Genomic DNA, 19,186 nt, shown 5'->3' with positions numbered 1-19,186 from the left:
GCTACTGCGAGGCGAGCCGCAGCTCGCGCACCTGGCGCACGCGCCAGTCGGCGCGCTGCTTCTCGAGCAGCACGCTGAGGCCGCGCGTGGTGCCGGCGCCCACGGTGAGCTTCGCGGGCACGGTGCAGGTGCCCTGCGCGCAGCCCTCGGCGGGCCAGAGGTCCAGGTAGAGCGCGCCGCGCGGCGGGGTGCGCAGGCTCAGCTGCTGGGCGCCCAGCTGCGCCGAGGCGCGGCCCGAGTAGGTGACGCGCCCGTCGCGCCAGGTGCAGTAGCCGGGCTCGTTCACGCGGTACTGCTCGTGCTCGAAGCGGGCGACGAACTGGGGCGAGGGCGACGCGCAGCGCCCCTGCTCGCAGAGGGACACGCAGACCAGCAGCCCGCGCCCGAAGCCCACGCCGTAGAAGTCCATCACCCCGCGCATCGCCAGCGCCTGCAGCGCCTCGGGCGCGCCGCCCCCGGAGGCGCCCGCCTCCTGCGGTGCGTCAGCGGCGGGGTGGGCGCAGGCCAGGCCCAGCGCCAGCAGGGCGCTTGCGGCCGTCTTGCTCGTGTGTCGCATGGGGCGAATCCTAGTGGCCCGGCGCGCGCCGCGCCCGGGGACGGCGCCCGCCCCCTGCCTGCTCGTCCCCCCCGGAGGTGCAGGTCGGCCGGTCCCGGGCCCGGCTTGAGGTAGAGTGCGGCGCATGCACCCGCAGACCCAGGGCAACGCCTCCCCGAACGCCTCCTCCGGAGCCTCGTCCGGCACCTCGTCGAAGCGCGCCAGCCTCCGGCCCGGCGAGGCCGAGCTGGTGTTCCAGCACGCCGTGGAGGGGCTGTTCCACGTGGGCCTCAAGGGGCAGGTGACGCCGCCCCTGCAGGCGCGCCTCAAGGACGCGGGGCTGGACCTCTCGCGCCCGCTGCTGCCCGCCTACCCGCGCGCTGCCTGGAACCGCTTCATCCAGGTGACGGCCGAGACGCTGTGGCCCGACGAGACGCCCGAGCAGGCCTACCACCAGCTGGGCCGCCAGCTGCTCCTGGGCTACTCGCGCACGCTGATGGGCGGCGCCATCATCCGCCTGCTGCGCCTCATCGGCCCGCGCCGCACGCTGGACCGGATGACCCAGAACTTCCGCTCCGGGGGCAACTACAACCTGTGCAAGGTGACGGAGCTGGGCCCGCGCGAGGTGCTGCTGTGGATGAACGAGCCCACCCTGCACCCCTCCTACGTGGCCGGCATCGTGGACATGGTGCTGGAGCTGGTGGGCGTGGCCGAGCGCAGCATCACCGTGCACGCGCGCGACGAGGAGGGCTGCACCTACCGCGTGCGCTGGGAAGCCTGAGGCATGTACCCGCAGAGCCGCAGCGTCGAGGAGCTGAGGAGGAGCACGCCGGGGCCCGGTGAGCCCGAGCTGGTGTTCGACCACGCCGTGGAGGGGCTCTTCCACGTGGGGCTCAAGGGGCAGGTGACGCCGGAGCTGCGCGCGCGGCTCGCGGACGCGGGCCTGGACCTCGCGCGGCCGCTGCTGCCCACCTACCGGCGCGCCGACTGGAACCGCTTCCTGCAGCTCACGGCGGAGCTGCTGTGGCCACACGGCTCGCACGAGCAGGCCTACCACCAGCTGGGCCGCCAGCTGCTGGTGGGCTACTCGCGCACGCTCACCGGCGCCGCGATGCTGCGGCTGCTGCGGCTCATCGGGCCGCGCCGCACCCTGGAGCGGATGACCCAGAACTTCCGTGCGGGCTGCAACTACAACCTCAGCCAGCTCACCGAAGTGGGGCCCACCGAGGTGCTCTTGTGGCTCAACGAGCCCACGCTGCACCCCGCGTACGTGGCGGGCGTGGTGGACGCGGCGCTCGAGCACGTGGGCGTGGCCCGCCGGGACGTGAGCGTGCACGCACGCGACGCGCAGGGCTGCACCTACCGCGTGCGCTGGGAGGCCTGAGTGGAGGGGCTCGCCGCGCGCGCACCGAAGCGACCGAAGGGCAGCCGCCTGGACTACCGCGCGGTGCGTGCGGAGATCCAGGACGGCGACGTGCTGCTCTTCCAGGGGACCTACTGGATGAGCCGCCTCATCCGCTGGGGCAGCAAGAGCGCCTACTCGCACGCGGGGGTCGCGCTGTGGTGGGGCCCGCGGCTCATGGTGGTGCAGGCGGTGGGCAAGGGCGTGGAGGCAGTGCCCTTGAGCGTGGCGGTGGACCATTACAGCGGCCAGGTGGACTGGTTCACCCCGCTGCCCGAGGTGCGCGCGCGGCTGCGCCGCGACGTGCTCGTGACCGCGGCGCTGGACGAGGTGGGCAAGCCCTACGCGCACGGGCCGCTCCTGCGGCTCGCGCGGATGGTCTGGCACGGCCGGATGCGCAAGTACCGCGACCCGAAGAAGAGCGCGGCCTCGTACTTCTGCTCGCAGCTGGTGAGCCGCTGCTACCGGCTCGCCGAGGTGGACCTGGTGCCGGGACGCGCGGACGCGCACACCAGCCCCGGAGACCTCGCCGCCTGCGGGCAGCTCTCGCTGCGCGGCGTGCTGCACCGCGCCTGACCCTGTCCCTGCCCACCCCTGCGGAAGTGCGCAGGCTTCAGCGGGCGGCGGGCCGTCACGCCTCCAGTCACCCGAACCGGAAGGACGCCTTGGACTACGACGTGATCATCGCGGGGGCCGGCCCGGTCGGCCTGTTCCTGGCTTGCGAGCTGCGGCTCGGGAAGCGCTCCGTGCTGGTGCTCGAGCAGTCGGAAGATCCGCACTCCCCCCTGAAGCGGCTTCCCTTCGGAAGGCGAGGGCTGTGGGGCCCGAGCATCGAAGCCTTCTATCGGCGCGGGCTGCTGGAACAGATCGCAGCGCAACCCCAGCCTGGCGCCATGGCTGCGGGGCCTCCGCTGCGCGGGCCGGCCGGCCACTTCGCGGGCATCGCGTTCGACTACGACCGCATCGACTCGTCGCGCTGGACGTTCCGACTGCCGGGCCCGGCCGACTTCCAGTTCGGCTGCGAGATGGAGCATCTCGAGCGGGTTCTCACCGCTCGAGCGCTCTCCCTCGGCGTGCAGCTCCGGCGCGGCCAGGGAGTCGAAGGCTTCGAGGCTTCGGACGATGACGTGACCGTCCACGCCGGCGGGCAGCGCCTTCGCGCGCGCTGGCTCGTGGGCTGCGACGGCGGCCGCAGCACGGTGCGCAAGCAGGGGGGCTTCGAGTTCACGGGGACCGAGCCGGAGTTCACGGGCTACTCGGTCCGCGTCGAGCTCGCCGATCCGGAGAAGCTCCCCCTCGGCCGACATCACACGCCGACGGGGATGTACATGCAGGGGCAGCCCGGGGTGATCGCGATGGCCGACTTCGACGGCGGCGCATTCCACCGCACCCAGCCGATCACGCGCGAGCACGTGCAAGCGGTCCTGCGGCGCGTGTCCTGCACGGATGTGACCGTCGAGGCGTTGAACTCCGCCACGACCTGGACCGACCGCGCCCAGCAGGCGACGACCTACCGCAAGGGACGGGTGCTGCTGGCGGGCGACGCCGCGCACATCCATTCACCGCTCGGCGGACAGGGCTTGAACCTCGGACTGGGTGACGCCATGAACCTCGGGTGGAAGCTCGCCGCCACCCTCCGCGGCGATGCCCCCGAGGGCCTGCTCGACAGCTACACCGCGGAGCGGCATCCGCTCGGGGCGCGCATCCTCGACTGGTCGCGGGCCCAGGTCGCGCTGATGCGCCCCAGCCGATCGTCCCGCGCCCTCGAGGCCATCCTGCGCGACCTGATCGCCACGCGCGACGGCGCGACCTACTTCGCGGAGCGTGTCTGGGGCGTGTCCCTCCGCTACGGCCTCGGCGGCGAGCACCCGCTGGTGGGCCGCAGCTGCCCGGACTTCGAGCTGGAGAACGGATCGAGGCTCGGCACACGGCTGCAAGAGGGGAGCGGAGTGCTCCTGGACTTCGGCCCGCAGGGGCCGCTGCGCGCGCTGGAGGGCCGCTGGGGCGAGCGCGTCAGGTACGTGGCCTGCGACGCGAGGGACCGCCTCGGGCTGAGCGCCGTGCTCGTGCGTCCTGACGGCTTCGTCGCCTGGGCGAGCGACACGGCTGCCACGCCGGAGGAGGTCGCCCGGGCTGCGGCGAGATGGTTCGCGGAGTGTCCGGCGGCCTAGAGCGTCGCGTCCAGCGGGAGCACGGGCAGCTGGGGCTTCAGGATGTCCGGGTACTTGATGCCCGCGCCCGTGTTGAGCAGCACCACGCGCTCGTGCGGCTGCAGCCAGCCCTGCTCTCGCAGCGCGCGCGCCGCGCCTACCAGCGCCGCGCCCTCGGGGCACACGAAGGCGCCCTCCTGCCGGGAGAGCTGCTCGAGCCCCCACAGCGTGTCCGCGTCCTTCACCGCGATGCAGGTGCCGCCCGTCTCGCGCACCGCCTCGAGCACGAGGAAGTCGCCGAGCGCCTTGGGCACGCGGATGCCCTGCGCCACGGTGGCTGCGCCCTCCCACTTCTCGCTCACGGCCTTGCCCTCCTGGAAGGCCTTCACGATGGGCTGGCAGCCCTCGGCCTGCACGCACACGAGCCGGGGCAGGCGCGCGTCCTCGGCGATCCAGCCCATCGCCTGCATCTCGCGCAGCGCCTTGTAGATGCCGATGAGCCCCACGCCGCCGCCGGTGGGGTAGAGAATCGCATCCGGCAGCTTCCAGCCCAGCTGCTCGGCGATCTCGTAGCCCATCGTCTTCTTGCCCTCGATGCGGTACGGCTCCTTGAGCGTGGAGGCCTCGAACCAGCCGTGCGCCTTCGCCGAGCGCGCCACGATGGCGCCCGCGTCGGTGATCTGCCCCTTCACCATGTACGCGCTCGCCCCCACCGCCGCCGCCTCGAGCACGCTCATGGCGGGCGCGTCCGTGGGCATCACCAGCGTCACGCTCATCCCGGCGCGCGCGCCGTAGCTCGCCCACGCGCCGCCCGCGTTGCCGTTGGTGGGCATGGCGATGGCGCGGATGCCCAGCTCCTTCGCGCGGCTCACGCCGGTGGCCGCGCCGCGCGCCTTGAAGGTCGCGGTGGGGTTGAGCCCCTCGTCCTTCAGCCACAGGTCCGGCAGCCCCAGCGCCGCGCCCAGCCGGGGCAGCGGGTAGAGCGGCGTCATGCCCTCGCCCAGGCTCACGATGTTCGCGGCGTCGCGCACCGGCAGCAGCTCGCGGTAGCGCCACAGCGTGGCGGGCCGGCCCGAGAGCTGCTCGGGGCGCAGCGCCGCGCCTGCGCGCTTCAGGTCGTAGCGCGCGAGCAGCGGGCCGCCGCAGCTGCACAGGTTCTGCACGCGGTCCGCGTCATGCGTCTGGTGGCAGCGGGAGCACTCGAGGTGGCTGAGGAAGGACATGGTGCAGCCCATCTTCCGCACCCGCGCACCGTCCGCAAGCCCTGCGTTCGGCAGTGCCGGCGGCGGACACCCGCCTCAGGCGTGCACGCGCTGCTTCGCCCCGCCCAGCGCGAGCTCGCGGCTGGCGAGCACCGCGCGCGCGCCGTCCTCGTTGCCCGCCGCGCGCAGGGCCTCTGCCGCCCGCACGTAGAAGTCCTCCGCCTCCTTGAGCAGCAGCTCTCCGCGCGCCTGCTCGGCGGCGGCCAGGAGGAAGGGCGCGGCGTGGGCGTCCTCGCCCGCGTCGCGCCAGTGCGCGGCCACGCGCGCGGGGCGGCTGCCGCGCGCCTGCAGCACGAGCGCCGCGCGGCGGTGCAGGTGGCGGCGCACCGGCTCCGCCATCAGGGCCCCCACCGTCTCCTCCATCAGGTCGTGGCTGAAGCCGCCCCCGCGCACCACCTGCGCCGTCTCCAGCTCGCGCCACGGCGCGGCGAGCTCCAGCGGCGGGCTCTCGAGCAGCTCCGCCGCCACGCCCAGGGTGAAGTCCGTGCCCAGCACGGCGAGCGCCTGCGCGAGGTGCAGCGCGGGCGCGCTCAGCTTGGCGAGGCGCTCGGCGATGACCGGGCCCACCTTCCCCGGCGGCGGCAGGCTCTCCGAGAGCCCGCGCGAGAGGTCGCCGCTCTCCAGCAGGTGGCGCACCGTCTCCAGCACGAAGAGCGGGTTGCCGCCGGTGTAGCGCGCGAGCTCTTCGGCGCGCCCCTCGAGCCCGGGCACCCCGAGGCTCGCGAGCAGCTCGTCCAGGCGCGAGGGCTGCAGCGGCTCGAGCTCGATGAGGCAGAGCAGCCCGGCGGCCGCCATGGAGCGGATGATGGCGTCCGTCTCCGGGGGCAGCGAGCCGGTGCGGAACACGTGGATGGTGCGCACGGGCGTGGCCGGGTCCTGCAGCAGCTGGCTCAGCACGTAGGAGCCTGCCTCGGCGCTCGCCGCGTCCACGTACTGCAGGTCGTCGAAGGCGAGCGTGTCGTAGCCGAGCCCGTGCGCCACGCGGAAGGGCTCGATCTTCGCCTGCCAGAAGCGCAGCTTGTCCTCCTCGCCTGCGAGCGGCGGCGGGCGGGGGCCCAGCTCCGGGATGATGCGCGCGAGCTCGAGCCGCGCCCACTCGGGCAGCGGGGCGCCGCCCAGCACGTCCAGCATCTGCCGGTAGGTGCGCGCGTGCGTGCCGTAGGGCACGAGCCGGTCTCCGGCCTTGCCCGAGCAGAACACGGTGCGCCCGGGCGCCTTCGCCTGGAGGAAGTCGTTGACCAGCCGGCTCTTGCCCACGCCCGGCGGGCCGCTGATGGCGATGCCCTGGCGCGCCTCCCACGCGGCCTCCATGCGCGCCCACTCCTGCTCGCGCCCCACCAGCACCGGCGGGCGCAGCACGGAGAGGGGCAGGCGGGCCTTCGGGGCGCTGGGCTGCGCCGGCGCGCGGGTGGCCGCGGCCGTGCCGCGGGAGATCTCCCGCGCGAGCGCCGCCGTCTCCGGCAGGGGCCCCACGCCGAAGCGCTCCTGCAGCATCGCCTTCAGCCGCTCGTAGGCGAGCAGCGCCGCGCTGCGGTCTCCCGAGAGGTAGAGCAGGCGCACGAGGCGCCGGTGCGCCTCCTCCGCGTACGGCTCCACGTCCACGCCGAGGCGCGCGAGCGCGAGCGCGCCCGAGAAGTGGCCCGCGGCCTCCAGCCCGTCCGCCGCACCCGCGAGCGCGCGCCGCTGCGCCGCCCCCAGCGCCTCGCGCGCGAGCTGCAGCCACTCGCGGAAGTCCTCCGCGTCGTCGTAGTCCAGCCCCTCGAGCAGCGCGCCGGCCTGCACGCGGGCGCGCAGCCGGTCCACGTCCTGCGTCGGCTCGCGCAGGTCGCGCGCATCGCCCCCCAGCTCCGGGGCGAGCGAGAGCAGGTCGTCGCCCTGCACCAGGTCCGCGCCCGTCTGGGTGCGCAGGCGCCGCAGCGTCTGGCGCAGGTTGTTGCGCGCCGTGGACTCGGGGCTCTCGGGCCACAGCAGCCCCGCGAGCCGGGCGCGCGGCGTGGGGCCCTCCCACGCGAGGTAGCCGAGCAGCCCCGCGGGCTTGCGGTCCAGCCGCAGCACCCGCTCGCCGCTCACCAGCGTCGCGCCCCCGAGGAGCCGCGCCTCCCAGCCCCCCGCCTTCTTCTCTTCCGGGATATCCACAGCCCGACTGTACTACGCCCGCACCCTCTGGTTTCACCCCCCTGGCCGCAGAGGCGGGGGAAGGGAGAGGGCTAGCGGCGGACGCGGGCCACCGCGGGCTCGGGAGCCTCCTCGCGCTGCAGCGCCGCGCGCAGCAGGCGCTGGGCGGGGCGCTCCAGGAAGTAGAAGGAGGCGAGCGCGAAGCCGAGCGCGAGGGCGAGGTAGGCGAGGGTGAAGGCCGCGCCGCCCTCGGGCAGCCCGTGGCCGCGCAAGGGCTGCGCCCAGAGCATGAGCGGCAGCTGCAGGATGTAGAGCGCGTAGCTCGCCTCGCCCAGCACGCGCATCGGCCCCGTGCGCAGCGCTGCGCCCAGCAGGCCCCCGCCCTGCGCGAGCCCGAACACGAGCGCGGCGAACAGCGGCAGCAAGAGCCCGTTGTGCAAGAGCGGGTAGGGCAGGCCCGGCGCCGCGAGCAGCGCGAGCGCGCCTCCGGCCGCCGCGAGCGTGAGCACCCCACCCCTGCTCCATCCGCCTGCTGCTGCGGCGGCGCTGCGCGCGCGCTCGCGCACGAAGAGGCAGCCGAGGCAGATGCCCGCGAGGAACTCCGGCAGGCGCACCAGCGGGTTGTACTTGAGCGCGGAGAGCCACGGCCCGCGCGCCCCCGCGGACGCCGTGCCCAGCCCGTCCGGGTCCAGCAGCAGGTAGCCGCCGGCCAGCGCGAGCGCCAGCGCCCAGGCCGCGAGCAGCGCGCCCACGAGCGCGCCGCGGCTGCGCAGCCGGGCGATGGGCACGGCCGCGAAGGGGAAGGCCGCGTAGAAGAAGGCCTCCGCACAGATGCTCCAGCCCGGCAGGTTCCACGAGGCGGTGAGCTGCGGCACCCAGCCCTGGGTGAGGGTGAGGTGCGCGAGCCCCGTCACCGCGCGCGCGAGCAGCGAGGAGCCGCCGAAGCTGTGCGCCCCCAGCCCCGCCGGGTCCAGCGCGAGCGGCAGCATCATCAGGAGCCCCAGCGCGTACACGGGGTAGATGCGCGAGAAGCGGTTCACCCAGAAGCTGCGCCGGTCCAGGACCCCGCGCGCCGCCGGCTCCGCGTAGTGGTAGGCGAGGATGAAGCCGGAGAGCACGAAGAAGAAGGACACCGCCACGTAGCCCCGCCCGCACACGCGCTCGAGCCAGGCGGGGGCACCGGCGGCGAGCGGCGCGCCGTAGTGGAAGAGCAGCACCTGCAGGGCCGCGAGGAAGCGGACTCCCGTCAGCGCATCCAGGCGGTGGACGGGGCGGTGGGCGTTGGGCGTGATCATGCTGCCGCCGCAGGTAGGCACGTGCCACCCGGCTGGGAAGCGGGGCGCTCCTCGCGAACCGGAAAACAGGGGCAGGCAGGCGAGCCCCGCTCCATCCCGTGTTGAGCGCGGAACGAAGTGGCGGGCCCGAATGTTCGGGCGGCCATGCCGCACCCCCGACCCCTGCCGCTGCTGGCTACGTGCGCACTCGCGCTCACCTCGCCGCTCGTGCACGCACAGCAGCCCACCAGCCCGCAGCCTGGCTTCCACCAGGCGCTGCGCTGGTCCCAGGACAGCGCGCGCACCACCTACCGGATGCGGGTGCCGGTGCGGCGCGCGGGCGAGCGCGTGCGGGTGAGCTTCCGGGCCGGGACCGGCGCGCTGCGCCTCTACGCCGCCACGGTGGCGCTCTCGGGCCCCAGCGGCAGCCTCGCCTCCGAGCCGGTGGCGCTGACCTTCTCCGGCGCCTCCACCTTCAGCGCGGCCGCGGGGCAGCGCGTGACGAGCGACGCGGTGGCGCTCGCGGTGCCCTTCGGCGCGGAGCTCGCGGTGTCCTTCGAGGTGGAGGGCGCGCTCGCGGCGAGCGCGCTGCAGAACTTCCCCGGCAGCTACGCGCGCGCGGGCAGCTACACGTCGCTGCGCACCGCGCTGGGCGGCAGCGCCTTCACCAAGATGGTGGGCCTGGACACGGTGGAGGTGGAGGGCGCGACGACGCGCGCCTTCGTGGCCATCGGCGACAGCATCACCGAGGCCTACGTCACCGACCCGGGCGATGCGCGCGACGGCTGGCCCGCGGTGGCGGAGCTCGCGCTGAAGGTGCCGCTGGTGAACGCCGCGGTGTACGGCCAGGGCGTGAGCGAGGCGAGCGCGAAGCTGGACGCGGAGGTGCTCACCCTGCGCGGCGTGACGGACTGCGCGGTGCTGCTGGGCACCAACGACCTGGGCACCCTGACCGCGGCGCAGCTCGAGACGAAGCTCGCCGCGCTCTACGATCGCCTGCGCCCCTTCTGCCGCGTGTGGGGCGCCACGCTGCCGCCCAAGGAGCGCTCGGGCAACAGCGCCCCGCTCGCGGACGTCAACGCGCAGCGGCGCGCGGTGAACGAGTGGCTGCGCACCCTGGCACAGGTGCAGGGCGTGCTGGACTTCGACGCCGTGCTGCGCGACCCCGCGAGCCCCGACCGCTTCCTCGCGGGGCTGGGCCAGGACGGCATCCACCCGAGCGTCGCAGGCCAGCGCAAGATGGGCGAGGAGGCGGCGCGCGCGCTCGCAGAGGCCGAGCCCACGCCCGTGCCCGCTGCGCCCCTCGCGCTCTCCGCGCTCGCGCCCACCACCGGGCCCACCGGCGGCGGCACCGCCGTCACCCTCACCGGCAGCGGCTTCGCCTCCGGGGTGCAGGTGCGCTTCGGCGAGGCGCTCGCCGAGAGCGTGCAGGTGCAGGACGCGGAGCACCTGCGCGCCACCGCGCCCGCGCACGCGGCCGGCAGCGTGGAGGTGGTGGCCACCTCCGCGAGCGGCCAGGTGGCGCGCGCGCAGGCCCCCTTCGTCTATGCCGAGGGCCCGCGCCCCGTCACCCCCGAGGCGCCCGAGGCCCTGCAGGGGGACGAGGGCAGCGGCAGCAGCTGCGCCGTCGCGGGGGGCGTCGGTGGGCTCGCCCCGCTGCTCGCGCTCGGGGTGCTCGGCCTGCTGCGCCGCAGCCGGCGCTAGGCCGCGCGCGCCCGCTCGCGCCCGCGAGAGGCGAGCAGCGCGAGCGCCGCGAGGCAGAAGAGCGCGCCCGCGCCGCACACGCCCCACCAGCCCCAGCGCCCCCAGGCCGCCGTGCCCGCCCAGGAGCCCAGCGCGCCGCCGGCGAAGTAGGTGACCATGTAGAGGGTGTTGAGGCGGCTGCGCGCCTCGGGGCGCAGCGCGTACACGCGCGTCTGGTTCGCGATGTGGTTCGCCTGCGCGCCCAGGTCCAGCAGCACCACGCCCAGCGCGATGCCCCACAGCGAGCGCGAGAGCAGCGCGAAGGTGACGAAGGAGAGCAGCAGCGCGCCGAGCGCCGCCGCGTTGATCGCGCGCGTGCCCCCGCCGCGCGCGTCCGCGTAGCGCCCCACCAGCGGCGCCGCGACCGCGCCTGCCACGCCCACCACGCCGAAGAGCCCCGCCACCTGCGGGGTGTAGTGGCCCGGCAGTGCGTGCAGGTGCAGCGCGAGCGTGGACCAGAACACGCTGAAGGCGCCGAAGGAGAGCGAGCCCAGGAGCGCCGAGCGCCGCAGCACGGGCTCCTCGCGCGCGAGCTGCCCGAGCGAGCGCATGAGGGCGGGGTAGGGCAGGTGCTCGGCCGGGGGCTGCGCGGGAAGGGTGAAGCGCAGCAGCAGCGCGGTGGCGAGCATCAGCGCCGCGGCCATCCAGAACATCGCGCGCCAGCCCGCGTGCGTGCCCACGAAGCCCGAGGCGGTGCGGCTGAGCAGGATGCCGATGAGCAGCCCGCTCATCACCGTGCCCACCACGCGCCCGCGCGTCTCTGCCGGCGCGAGGCTCGCGGCGAAGGGGATCAGCAGCTGCGGCACCACGGTGGTGAGCCCCACCGCGAAGCCCGCGAGCACCATCAGCGGCATCGAGGGCGCGAGCGCGGTGCCCACCAGCGCGAGGCTCACCAGCAGCGTCATGGTGACGACGACGCGGCGGCGCTCGAGGCTGTCGCCGAGCGGCACGATGAAGAGCATGCCCACCGCGTAGCCCACCTGGGTGAGCGTGGGCAGCAGGCCGAGGCTGGCGTCGGAGGCGCCGAGGCTGCGGCCGATCTCCCCGAGCAGCGGCTGGTTGTAATAGAGGTTCGCGACGGTGGCGCCGCTCGCGGCGGCCATGAGCCAGACGAGGCCGGGGCGCAGGGGCGCGGCGGCAGGGGAGGGCGCGGACATGAGGCGCGCGGGGATACTAGGCTCCGCGCCCATGTCCAAGCGCCTTGCCCTCCCGGCCGTCCTGCTGTTGCCGCTGCTCGCGGCCCTCGGCTGCTCGCACGAGTCCGACCAGCGCCGCGCCCAGCGCGAGCAGTCCCTGTGCCCCGAGGCCCGCAGCCTGCGCTGCGTCGCGGGCAAGCGGTGCAGCTACGACCGCGAGCGCAAGTGCGAGGTGTGCCAGTGCGAGCAGGCCCTGGATGCGCCCCTGCAGCCGCCCAACCCGCGCTAGCGCGCGTCACTCGCGGTAGGGGCGTGCGAGCAGCCGGGGCCCGGTGTGCCTCCGCGCTGCACGGCCTGGCCCGGGGCGGGGCGCTGAAGTGGGCGCCCAGGTGGGGCAGACTCGGGGCCCTCCGCAGGGCTGAACGCGCGTTCGGTCCGCAGCACCCGTCCCATGAACCCCCGCATCGAACAGCTGCGCGCCGAGGTCCGCGCGAGCGCCAAGAACCGCCCCGGCACCTACCGGATGCTGGGTCCCTCCGGCGAGGTGCTCTACGTGGGCAAGAGCGTGCACGTGCGCACGCGGCTGCTCTCGTACTTCCGCGCGGAGCGCGGGGAGAAGGCCGCGGAGATCATCGGCCACGCGCACGAGCTGAAGTGGGAGTACGCGCCGAGCGAGTTCGCGGCGCTGCTGCAGGAGTTCCGCCACATCAAGCGCTGGCGCCCCGTGTACAACGTGGAGCACAAGGGCGACCGCTCCTACTGCTTCATCAAGCTCACGCGCGAGGCCGTCCCGCGGCTCGTCGTCGTGCGCCAGGTGCTCTCGGACGGGGCGCACTACTTCGGGCCCTTCCGCGGGCGCAGTGGGGCGGAGGACGCGGTGCGCGCGCTCTCGGACCTGCTCGAGCTGCGCGACTGCGGCGCGGAGGTGAAGATGCGGCTCGCGGACCAGCTGCCGCTCTTCGCCGGGCGCGAGGACCCGCGCTGCATCCGCGGGCAGGTGCACCGCTGCCTCGCGCCGTGCGCAGGCGGCTGCACGCGCGCGGAGTACGGGACGCGGGTGGACCTGGCGCGGCGCTTCTTCCTCGGCGAGGTGCAGGGGCCGCTCGAGCAGCTGCGCGAGCGCATCCGCGCCGCCGCGAGCCGGCTGCAGTTCGAGTACGCGGCGGAGCTGCGCGACCGCGCCGAGCACCTCGAGTGGGTGCAGGCGGAGGCGGAGGAGGTGAGCCGCACCATCGAGTCGCTCTCCTTCCTCTACACGGTGCCGGGCTGCTCGGGCACGGGCGAGGACGACTTCGTCTACGTCATCCGCCGCGGCAGCGTGCGCGCGGAGCTGCCCGCCCCGCGCAGCCCCCGCGACCGCCGCGCGCTCGCGGACCAGGCGCGCCTGCTCTTCGCCCAGCCGGAGACGCACGCGCTGGGCCTGCGCGCGCACGAGGTGCAGGAGGTGCTGCTCATCGCCCGCTGGTTCCGGCTGCACCCCGAGGAGCTCGCGCGCACCGAGGCGGTGGAGAGCCCCGCGCCCACGGGCGCCGCCCAGCCCGTCGCCAGCTAGTCCTCCGCCTCCGCTGCCCACACCCGCCGACACCCCAGGCCTCCGCCCCCCCTCCCTCCCCAGCGGGCGCCGGGCAGGGTAAACCTGCGCCCCGCCATGTCCGACGCCTCCCCGAACATCCCCACCGTCGACCTGACGGACCTCGCCTCCACTGATCCCGCGCGCCTGCAGCGGGGCGCCGCCGCGCTGCGCGAGGCCTTCGGCCGCTACGGCCTCGTGTACGTGAAGAACCACGGCGTGGACGCGGCCGCGCTCGAGCGCCTCTACGACGCGTTCGGCCAGTTCATCGCGCAGCCGGACGCGGCCAAGCGCCCCTACGGCCGCAGCGACATCTGGTACCAGCGCGGCTGGACGCCGCCCAACACCGAGGTCGCGGTGGCGGGCAACGGGCAGCCGGACTTCAAGGAGTGCTACTTCGCGGCGCCGCACCCGGTGGACCCGGAGGCCGCGCTGGAGTTCCCGCAGCTCTACCCCGAGAACGTGTGGCCCGAGCGCGCGCCCGCCTTCTTCGGGGAGGGGCTGGTGGGCCTAGGGCTCTCCCTGCACGCGGCGGGGCTCGCGCTCCTGCGCGGCGCGGCGCTCGCGCTCGCGCTGCCGGAGGGCACCTTCGCCGAGCTGTGCGAGAAGGGCCCGCACGTCACGCGCACGCTGCACTACCTGCCGCTCAAGGCCGAGCAGGTGAACACCGGCATCGTGTGGGGCGAGGAGCACACCGACTTCAACCTCCTCACGCTGCTGCCCGGCGGTCGCTTCCTCAATCCCGAGGGCCGCGCCGCGGGCCGCCCGGACGACCAGAGCGGGCTGTACCTGCGCACGCGCGCCACGCCCGAGCACCCCGCGGGGCAGCTGGTGCGCGGCACGCCGCCTGCGGGCTGCATCGTGGCGCAGGTGGGCCAGCAGCTGGAGATCCTCACCGGCGGCACCTTCCTCGCCACCCCGCACGTCATCACCGCGCCGGGGGTGCCCGGTTGGAGCCGCCAGTCCGCCGCGCACTTCATGCACGTGCACACCCGCACGGTGCTCTTCCCGCTCGCGCACCTGCGCACGCCCGAGGCCGCGCAGGCCTACGCGCCGCCGGTGCTCGCGGGCACCTACGACATCAAGACGCTGGTGGACATCGGGCTCGCGCCCGCGAGCGCGCTGGACCAGCTGGGCTACCGCCACTACGACCGGCTCGACACGCAGCGCGCCCAGCGCTAGCGCTCGCGCGAGCCCAGAGAACGACTGCGCGGGAGCCCGCCATGTGCCGCAGCATCAAGCCGCTCTTCAACTTCGCCCCGCCCGCGACGGACGAGGACGTGCGCGCCGCGGCGCTGCAGTTCGTGCGCAAGATTGCCGGCACCCGCGCGCCCTCGCAGAAGAACGCGGCCGCCTTCGAGGCGGCGGTGGAGGAGGTCTTCCAGAGCTCGAAGCGGCTGCTGGACGGGATGGTGGCGAGCACCCCGCCGAAGGACCGCGCGCGCTTCGAGGCGCTCAAGCGGATGCGCTTCGAGAAGCGCCCGCGCCGCGGGGCCTGAGGCGCCGCGGCGGGCCGGGTCGCCTGCCCGCCCGCTGCAGGGGCTCCCGCGCGCAGGGCCCGGGCAGGCGGGGGCCTCCCGTGCGCACCCTGAGGAGCACGGCCGCATCGTAGGCTCCGCCGCCGCGCAGCCCGGCCGCCCGCACGGCTGCCGGGCCGCCCGCGCTTCCCTCCACTCCCCGAGGCCCCCTTGAGCCAGAACCACCTCTTCCGCCCCCTCACGCTGCGCAGCGTCACCGCCCGCAACCGCGCCTGGGTGTCCCCCATGTGCCAGTACAGCGCGAAGGAGGGCGTGCCGCAGGACTGGCACCTCGTGCACCTGGGCTCGCGCGCGGTGGGCGGCGCGGGGCTGATCCTCGCCGAGGCCACCGCCGTCTCCCCCGAGGGGCGCATCAGCCCCGCGGACACCGGCCTGTGGAACGACGCCCAGCAGGCGGCCTGGAGCCGCATCGCCGCCTTCATGCGCGAGCAGGGGGCGGTGCCCGGCGTGCAGCTCGCGCACGCCGGCCGCAAGGCGAGCACCCAGGCGCCGTGGGAGGGGCACGGCTACGTCCCCCCCGAGCAGGGGGGCTGGGCGGACACCGTGGCCCCCTCGGCCATCGCCTTCGGCGGCCTGCCCGCGCCGCGCGCCCTGGACGCGGCGGGCCTGCGCCGGGTGCGCGAGGACTTCGTCGCGGCGACCCGCCGGGCGCTCGCCGCCGGCTTCGAGGTGGTGGAGCTGCACGCGGCGCACGGCTACCTGCTGCACACCTTCCTCTCGCCCCTGTCCAACACCCGCCAGGACAGCTACGGCGGGGGCTTCGACAACCGGGTGCGCTTCCCGCTCGAGGTGATTGCCGCGGTGCGTGAGGCCTGGCCCGAGCGCCTGCCGCTGCTCGTGCGCATCTCGGCGACCGACTGGGCGGAAGGGGGCTGGACGCTGGAGGAGTCGGTGGAGCTGGCGCGGCGGATGAAGGCCCTGGGGGTGGACCTGGTGGACTGCTCCACGGGCGGCCTGGTGCCCGACGCGCGCATCCCCGTGGGTCCGGGATACCAGGTGTCCTTCTCGCGCGCGGTGCGTCAGGGCGCGGACATCCCCACCGCGGCGGTGGGCATGCTGACCGAGCCGGCGCAGGTGGAGCAGGTGCTCGCCATGGGGGATGCGGACGCGGTGTTCCTCGCCCGCGCGCTGCTGCGAGACGCCTACTGGCCCCAGCACGCGGCGCGCGCCCTGCGCGAGCGCGGCGCCCCGCCCCGCCCTCCAGTTCAGTACGAAAGGGCCTGGCCGCGGGACTAGGAGGCGCGGCGCGGACGGATGGCGATATTCTGAGGGAGGTCGGGCGTTGAACCCCTGGGGGGCCCTCCCACCGGGGGCTGCCCCTGAACCCACAGCGTCGCTGCACGCGCCTTGCGCAGCAGGGGGTTGGGCCCATGACTCGTACGCCACCGCGGCACCTGCGCACCTGGCTGGGCGCTGGCTCGCTCGCCGGCGCGCTGCTGCTGCTCCCCGCGGGCTGCGCCACCACGCCCGAGCCCCTGTACGCGGGCGCCGAGTCGCAGCCGCACACCGAGCACGTCTTCCTCTATCCGCTGCCCGAGGCGCTCTACGCGGTGCGCGCGGTGCTGGCGAACCACGACTTCGACTCGGAGCCCTTCAAGGACGGCACCCAGCTGCTCACGCGCTGGCGCCTCGAGGGGCGCGGCATGGGCGGCTACACCAACACCATGTACCTGCGCCGCTACTACGTGCAGGGCATCGCGCTCGGGCCCTACCACAGCGTGGTGCGCATCTTCCGCATCGACCGCCAGGAGCACTTCACGCCGGGGCAGCTGCCCAGCGACCTGCTCTACACGGCGCAGCTCGCCAACAGCGAGCACAACGACCACGACTCCGAGGAGGGGAAGATCCCCGAGGCGGCCAGCGGTGGCTGGCGCCGCTACGTGGCCACCGGCCTGGAGACGAACCAGCGCCACCTGCAGGACAAGGAGCCCTACGACGACGGCGTGGTGAAGCGCGAGCGGCGCGGCGTGGCGAACGTGGGCGGCGGCAGCGGCACCAACTACGTGGGCGGCCCCACCCGCGAGCTGATGGCGGACGAGCGCTTCGCGGGCCAGTACGACATGAGCTCGCAGGACGAGCTGCGCGGGGCGAACGAGCGCGGCGTGCGCGACCGCGACGTGGAGAAGGAAGTGGTGGAGCGGCTCGAGCAGTTCGCCTCGCTCGAGTTCACCGGCGGCGCCTACGACGTGCCCCAGTCCCACGCGCACCCGGGCGCCGTGCCCATGACGCGCGACTGGGAGCTCGAGGACGGCGGCACGCCCTTCAGCGCGGGCGAGGGGCCCTGCGGCCAGCCCATCGGAGGGCTGGGCCCGCTCTCGACCCCCGGCGCCACGGTGCTGGTGGGCGAGCAGCTGGGCACGCGCGAGACGCCCGCGGCGGTGGGCAACATGGCCTGCGAGCTCGCGCAGGTGGGGCGGCACGTGCTGCTCGGGCTCTCGCTGCCGCACGAGGAGCAGCGCGCGCTGGACACCTACGTGCAGAGCGCCGGCACGAACGAGGACGTGGAGCAGCTGCTCACCGGCAGCTTCTGGCGCCAGGTGCCGCGCGACGGGCGCAGCAGCCGCGCGCTGGTGGTGCTGCTCGAGCGCGTGCGCCGCTGGCGCGCCGCCGGGCTGGACATCCGGCCCATCGCCTACGACGCCTCGGACACGAAGGGCAACGCGCGCGAGGAGGCGATGGCCTCGGTGCTGCTCGCGCACCGGCGCGCGAGCCCGCAGGCCACGCTGCTGGTGCTGGGCGGCAACTACCACGTGCGCTCCACCTACGGCGCGCCGTGGAGCCGCACCTTCCAGCCGCTCGGCTACCGCCTCGCGCAGAAGGGCGTGGCGCACTACAGCCTGGACACCGCGTTCGCGCGCGGCTCGCGCTGGGCCTGCGGCGTGAACCGCCGCAACGAGCCGGAGTGCCGCGTGTACGCCACCAGCCCCAGCGAAGAGAGCTACTCGCCGCCGGGCCGCGCCCCCTCGGTGGAGCTCTTCAAGAAGCTCTCCCACGCGGGCTTCCACGGCGTGCTGCACGTGGGGAAGATCACGCCGTCCATTCCCGCGCTGCTGCCGCGCGCGAGCCTCCTGAGTCAAGCGGAGCTGCCCAAGGGGCCCACGCAGTAGCCGCGCCGCCCCCGCGTCCCTAGCTTCCGGAGATGGAGCGAGAGGTGCAGGACGCGGACGGGGTGACGTGGAAGTGCGTGCAGGCCTTCGCGGGGCTCTCCGACAAGAAGGCCGCGAAGGAGGCCGCGCGCACGGAAGAGGGCCGGCTGCAGGTGGTGTGCACGCCCAGCGGCGGCGCGCGCTCGGTGCGCGTGGAGCTGAAGGAGGGCTGGGAGAAGCTCCCCGACGAGCGGCTCCTGCAGGCCATCCGCGCGGCGCAGGCCGAGCAAGGCGACCCCGAGGCCGCGTCCGCTTAGGGCGTGTCCGAAAGCCGAAGGGCTGGAATGCACAGCCCGGTTGGGGTGTCGTGCGCGGCAAGGAGAAGCCGATGCCCCAGCGGAGATGGAGTGCGCTCGTTGCCGTCAGTGCTGCGCTGGTCGTGGCTTCCAGCGTCCACGCAGCGCCGCACAACTACGTGCCTCCGGAGGGCTTCGTCCCCGATGCCCAGACGGCCATGCGGATTGCAGAGGCGGTGTGGCTGCCCATCTACGGCGCTGAGAACATCGAGCGGCAGAGGCCCCTGACTGCGATGCTCAAGGGCGGGGTGTGGACCGTCGTGGGCAGCCTTCCCAAGGGGGTGAGTCGCGGAGGAGTTGCGCTCGCGGAGATTGCGAAGTCCGATGCGCGCATACTCCGCGTGAGTCACGGCAAGTAGCGACGGCGCGCGGCAGCGTCCAGGAACCTCCCACCGTGCTCAGTGTTCTGGCTGCCCTCGTTCTGGCCTCGAATCCTCAGTCACAGGCGCCTGCGCCCATGACGCTCGACGAGTCGCTCACCTGCGTCGCGCACCTGGATGCGTGCGGCACGCAGGCCACCCTGTGGGAGTTGGCCGAGGGGCTCGCGCAGCGCTACCCGGCGGAAGTGCTCTGGCGGCGACTGCGGGGCATGACAGACCCGTACCCGCGCCGGCTCCTCGTCTTCGCGCTGTACGAGCAGCCCTCCTCGGCCACGGTCGCAACGCGGATGCGCGGGCTGGACAACGACACCGACGAGGAGGTCGCGTACTACGCGCTCAACTACCGGGTGAAGCGCTGCGAGCCGGACGCCCTCGCCAAGATGACGTCCCCGCGCTCACGCTACGACGCGCCGTGCGAGCAGTGGGCGACGACCTTCGCCCAGGTGGGGGCGTGCCGCTACGAGCCCGGAGCGCCCTTCCTCGTCGGAGGTCTGCGCCACGCGTGCCTCAACGTCGTGCGCGCGTCCGAAGGCGCTCTCTTGTCCATCTACCCCGATGCACCGAAGGCGCAGCTCGCGACGCCGGAGCAAGTGGCGGCGTACTTTCTGGCGCGCATGAAGCGTCGGCACTGAGCTGCGA

General features: G+C 74.6%; 19 protein-coding genes. 14 read left to right on the top strand and 5 right to left on the bottom strand.

What is annotated here, in order from left to right; translation table 11 throughout:
- Position 1: 1 nt before the first annotated feature.
- Positions 2–556: a hypothetical protein gene (locus FGE12_RS12580; RefSeq protein WP_153866668.1), complete on the bottom strand. Its 555-nt coding sequence runs from the start codon at positions 554–556 to the stop codon at positions 2–4.
- Between the two features lie 124 nt (positions 557–680).
- On the opposite strand from FGE12_RS12580, the gene FGE12_RS12575 reads away from it, so the two are divergent.
- From FGE12_RS12575 to FGE12_RS12560, 4 genes are all read left to right on the top strand, one after another.
- Complete coding sequence (locus tag FGE12_RS12575; protein WP_153866667.1) at positions 681–1,316, top strand: DUF2378 family protein; 636 nt, start codon at positions 681–683, stop codon at positions 1,314–1,316.
- A gap of 3 nt (positions 1,317–1,319) precedes the next feature.
- Complete coding sequence (locus tag FGE12_RS12570; protein WP_153866666.1) at positions 1,320–1,919, top strand: DUF2378 family protein; 600 nt, start codon at positions 1,320–1,322, stop codon at positions 1,917–1,919.
- Positions 1,920–2,513 carry a hypothetical protein gene (locus FGE12_RS12565; RefSeq protein ID WP_153866665.1) on the top strand — a complete coding sequence of 198 codons (594 nt, stop codon included), beginning with the start codon at positions 1,920–1,922 and terminating at the stop codon, positions 2,511–2,513.
- An 89-nt stretch (positions 2,514–2,602) separates the two neighbouring features.
- Positions 2,603–4,108 (top strand): FAD-dependent monooxygenase, encoded by a 1,506-nt coding sequence (locus FGE12_RS12560; protein ID WP_153866664.1) that lies wholly within the window; start codon positions 2,603–2,605, stop codon positions 4,106–4,108.
- Here FGE12_RS12560 and FGE12_RS12555 read toward each other — a convergent pair.
- The 3 genes from FGE12_RS12555 to FGE12_RS12545 form a co-directional block, all read right to left on the bottom strand.
- Entirely contained in the window at positions 4,105–5,310 is a 1,206-nt protein-coding gene (locus tag FGE12_RS12555) for a threonine synthase (RefSeq protein ID WP_153866663.1), read from the bottom strand. The two genes, FGE12_RS12560 and FGE12_RS12555, sit on opposite strands and share 4 nt — an antisense overlap.
- Before the next feature lie 75 nt (positions 5,311–5,385).
- Positions 5,386–7,485: an AAA family ATPase gene (locus FGE12_RS12550; protein ID WP_153866662.1), complete on the bottom strand. Its 2,100-nt coding sequence runs from the start codon at positions 7,483–7,485 to the stop codon at positions 5,386–5,388.
- Between the two features lie 71 nt (positions 7,486–7,556).
- Positions 7,557–8,759, bottom strand: a complete 1,203-nt coding sequence (locus FGE12_RS12545; RefSeq protein WP_153866661.1) for an acyltransferase — start codon at positions 8,757–8,759, stop codon at positions 7,557–7,559.
- 144 nt (positions 8,760–8,903) lie between these two features.
- On the opposite strand from FGE12_RS12545, the gene FGE12_RS12540 reads away from it, so the two are divergent.
- Positions 8,904–10,442, top strand: a complete 1,539-nt coding sequence (locus FGE12_RS12540) for a GDSL-type esterase/lipase family protein (protein WP_153866660.1) — start codon at positions 8,904–8,906, stop codon at positions 10,440–10,442.
- Here FGE12_RS12540 and FGE12_RS12535 read toward each other — a convergent pair.
- Entirely contained in the window at positions 10,439–11,638 is a 1,200-nt protein-coding gene (locus tag FGE12_RS12535) for an MFS transporter (protein ID WP_228530754.1), read from the bottom strand. The genes FGE12_RS12540 and FGE12_RS12535 overlap by 4 nt on opposite strands.
- Positions 11,639–11,669: 31 nt before the next feature.
- Here FGE12_RS12535 and FGE12_RS12530 point away from each other — a divergent pair, with 31 nt between their 5' ends.
- From FGE12_RS12530 to FGE12_RS12490, 9 genes are all read left to right on the top strand, one after another.
- Positions 11,670–11,906, top strand: a complete 237-nt coding sequence (locus tag FGE12_RS12530) for a hypothetical protein (protein ID WP_153866659.1) — start codon at positions 11,670–11,672, stop codon at positions 11,904–11,906.
- A gap of 162 nt (positions 11,907–12,068) precedes the next feature.
- Entirely contained in the window at positions 12,069–13,169 is a 1,101-nt protein-coding gene (locus FGE12_RS12525; RefSeq protein ID WP_153866658.1) for a UvrB/UvrC motif-containing protein, read from the top strand.
- A gap of 96 nt (positions 13,170–13,265) precedes the next feature.
- Complete coding sequence (locus tag FGE12_RS12520) at positions 13,266–14,369, top strand: isopenicillin N synthase family oxygenase (RefSeq protein ID WP_153866657.1); 1,104 nt, start codon at positions 13,266–13,268, stop codon at positions 14,367–14,369.
- 41 nt (positions 14,370–14,410) lie between these two features.
- Positions 14,411–14,686: a DUF2277 domain-containing protein gene (locus tag FGE12_RS12515; RefSeq protein WP_153866656.1), complete on the top strand. Its 276-nt coding sequence runs from the start codon at positions 14,411–14,413 to the stop codon at positions 14,684–14,686.
- A gap of 189 nt (positions 14,687–14,875) precedes the next feature.
- Entirely contained in the window at positions 14,876–15,961 is a 1,086-nt protein-coding gene (locus tag FGE12_RS12510; RefSeq protein ID WP_153866655.1) for an NADH:flavin oxidoreductase/NADH oxidase, read from the top strand.
- 134 nt (positions 15,962–16,095) lie between these two features.
- A complete protein-coding gene (locus tag FGE12_RS12505; RefSeq protein ID WP_153866654.1) occupies positions 16,096–17,832 on the top strand; it encodes a hypothetical protein in 1,737 nt (578 codons plus the stop codon).
- A gap of 32 nt (positions 17,833–17,864) precedes the next feature.
- Positions 17,865–18,128, top strand: coding sequence for a hypothetical protein (locus tag FGE12_RS12500; protein ID WP_153866653.1), 264 nt, complete (start codon positions 17,865–17,867; stop codon positions 18,126–18,128).
- Positions 18,129–18,199: 71 nt separating this feature from the next.
- A complete protein-coding gene (locus FGE12_RS12495; protein WP_153866652.1) occupies positions 18,200–18,526 on the top strand; it encodes an NTF2 fold immunity protein in 327 nt (108 codons plus the stop codon).
- Between the two features lie 98 nt (positions 18,527–18,624).
- Entirely contained in the window at positions 18,625–19,179 is a 555-nt protein-coding gene (locus tag FGE12_RS12490) for a hypothetical protein (RefSeq protein ID WP_153866651.1), read from the top strand.
- The last annotated feature ends 7 nt before the right edge of the window (positions 19,180–19,186 follow it).

The organism is Aggregicoccus sp. 17bor-14, from assembly GCF_009659535.1.
In the GTDB taxonomy this organism is placed as follows: Bacteria; Myxococcota; Myxococcia; order Myxococcales; family Myxococcaceae; genus Aggregicoccus.
This window is presented reverse-complemented; position numbering and strand designations above follow the sequence as displayed.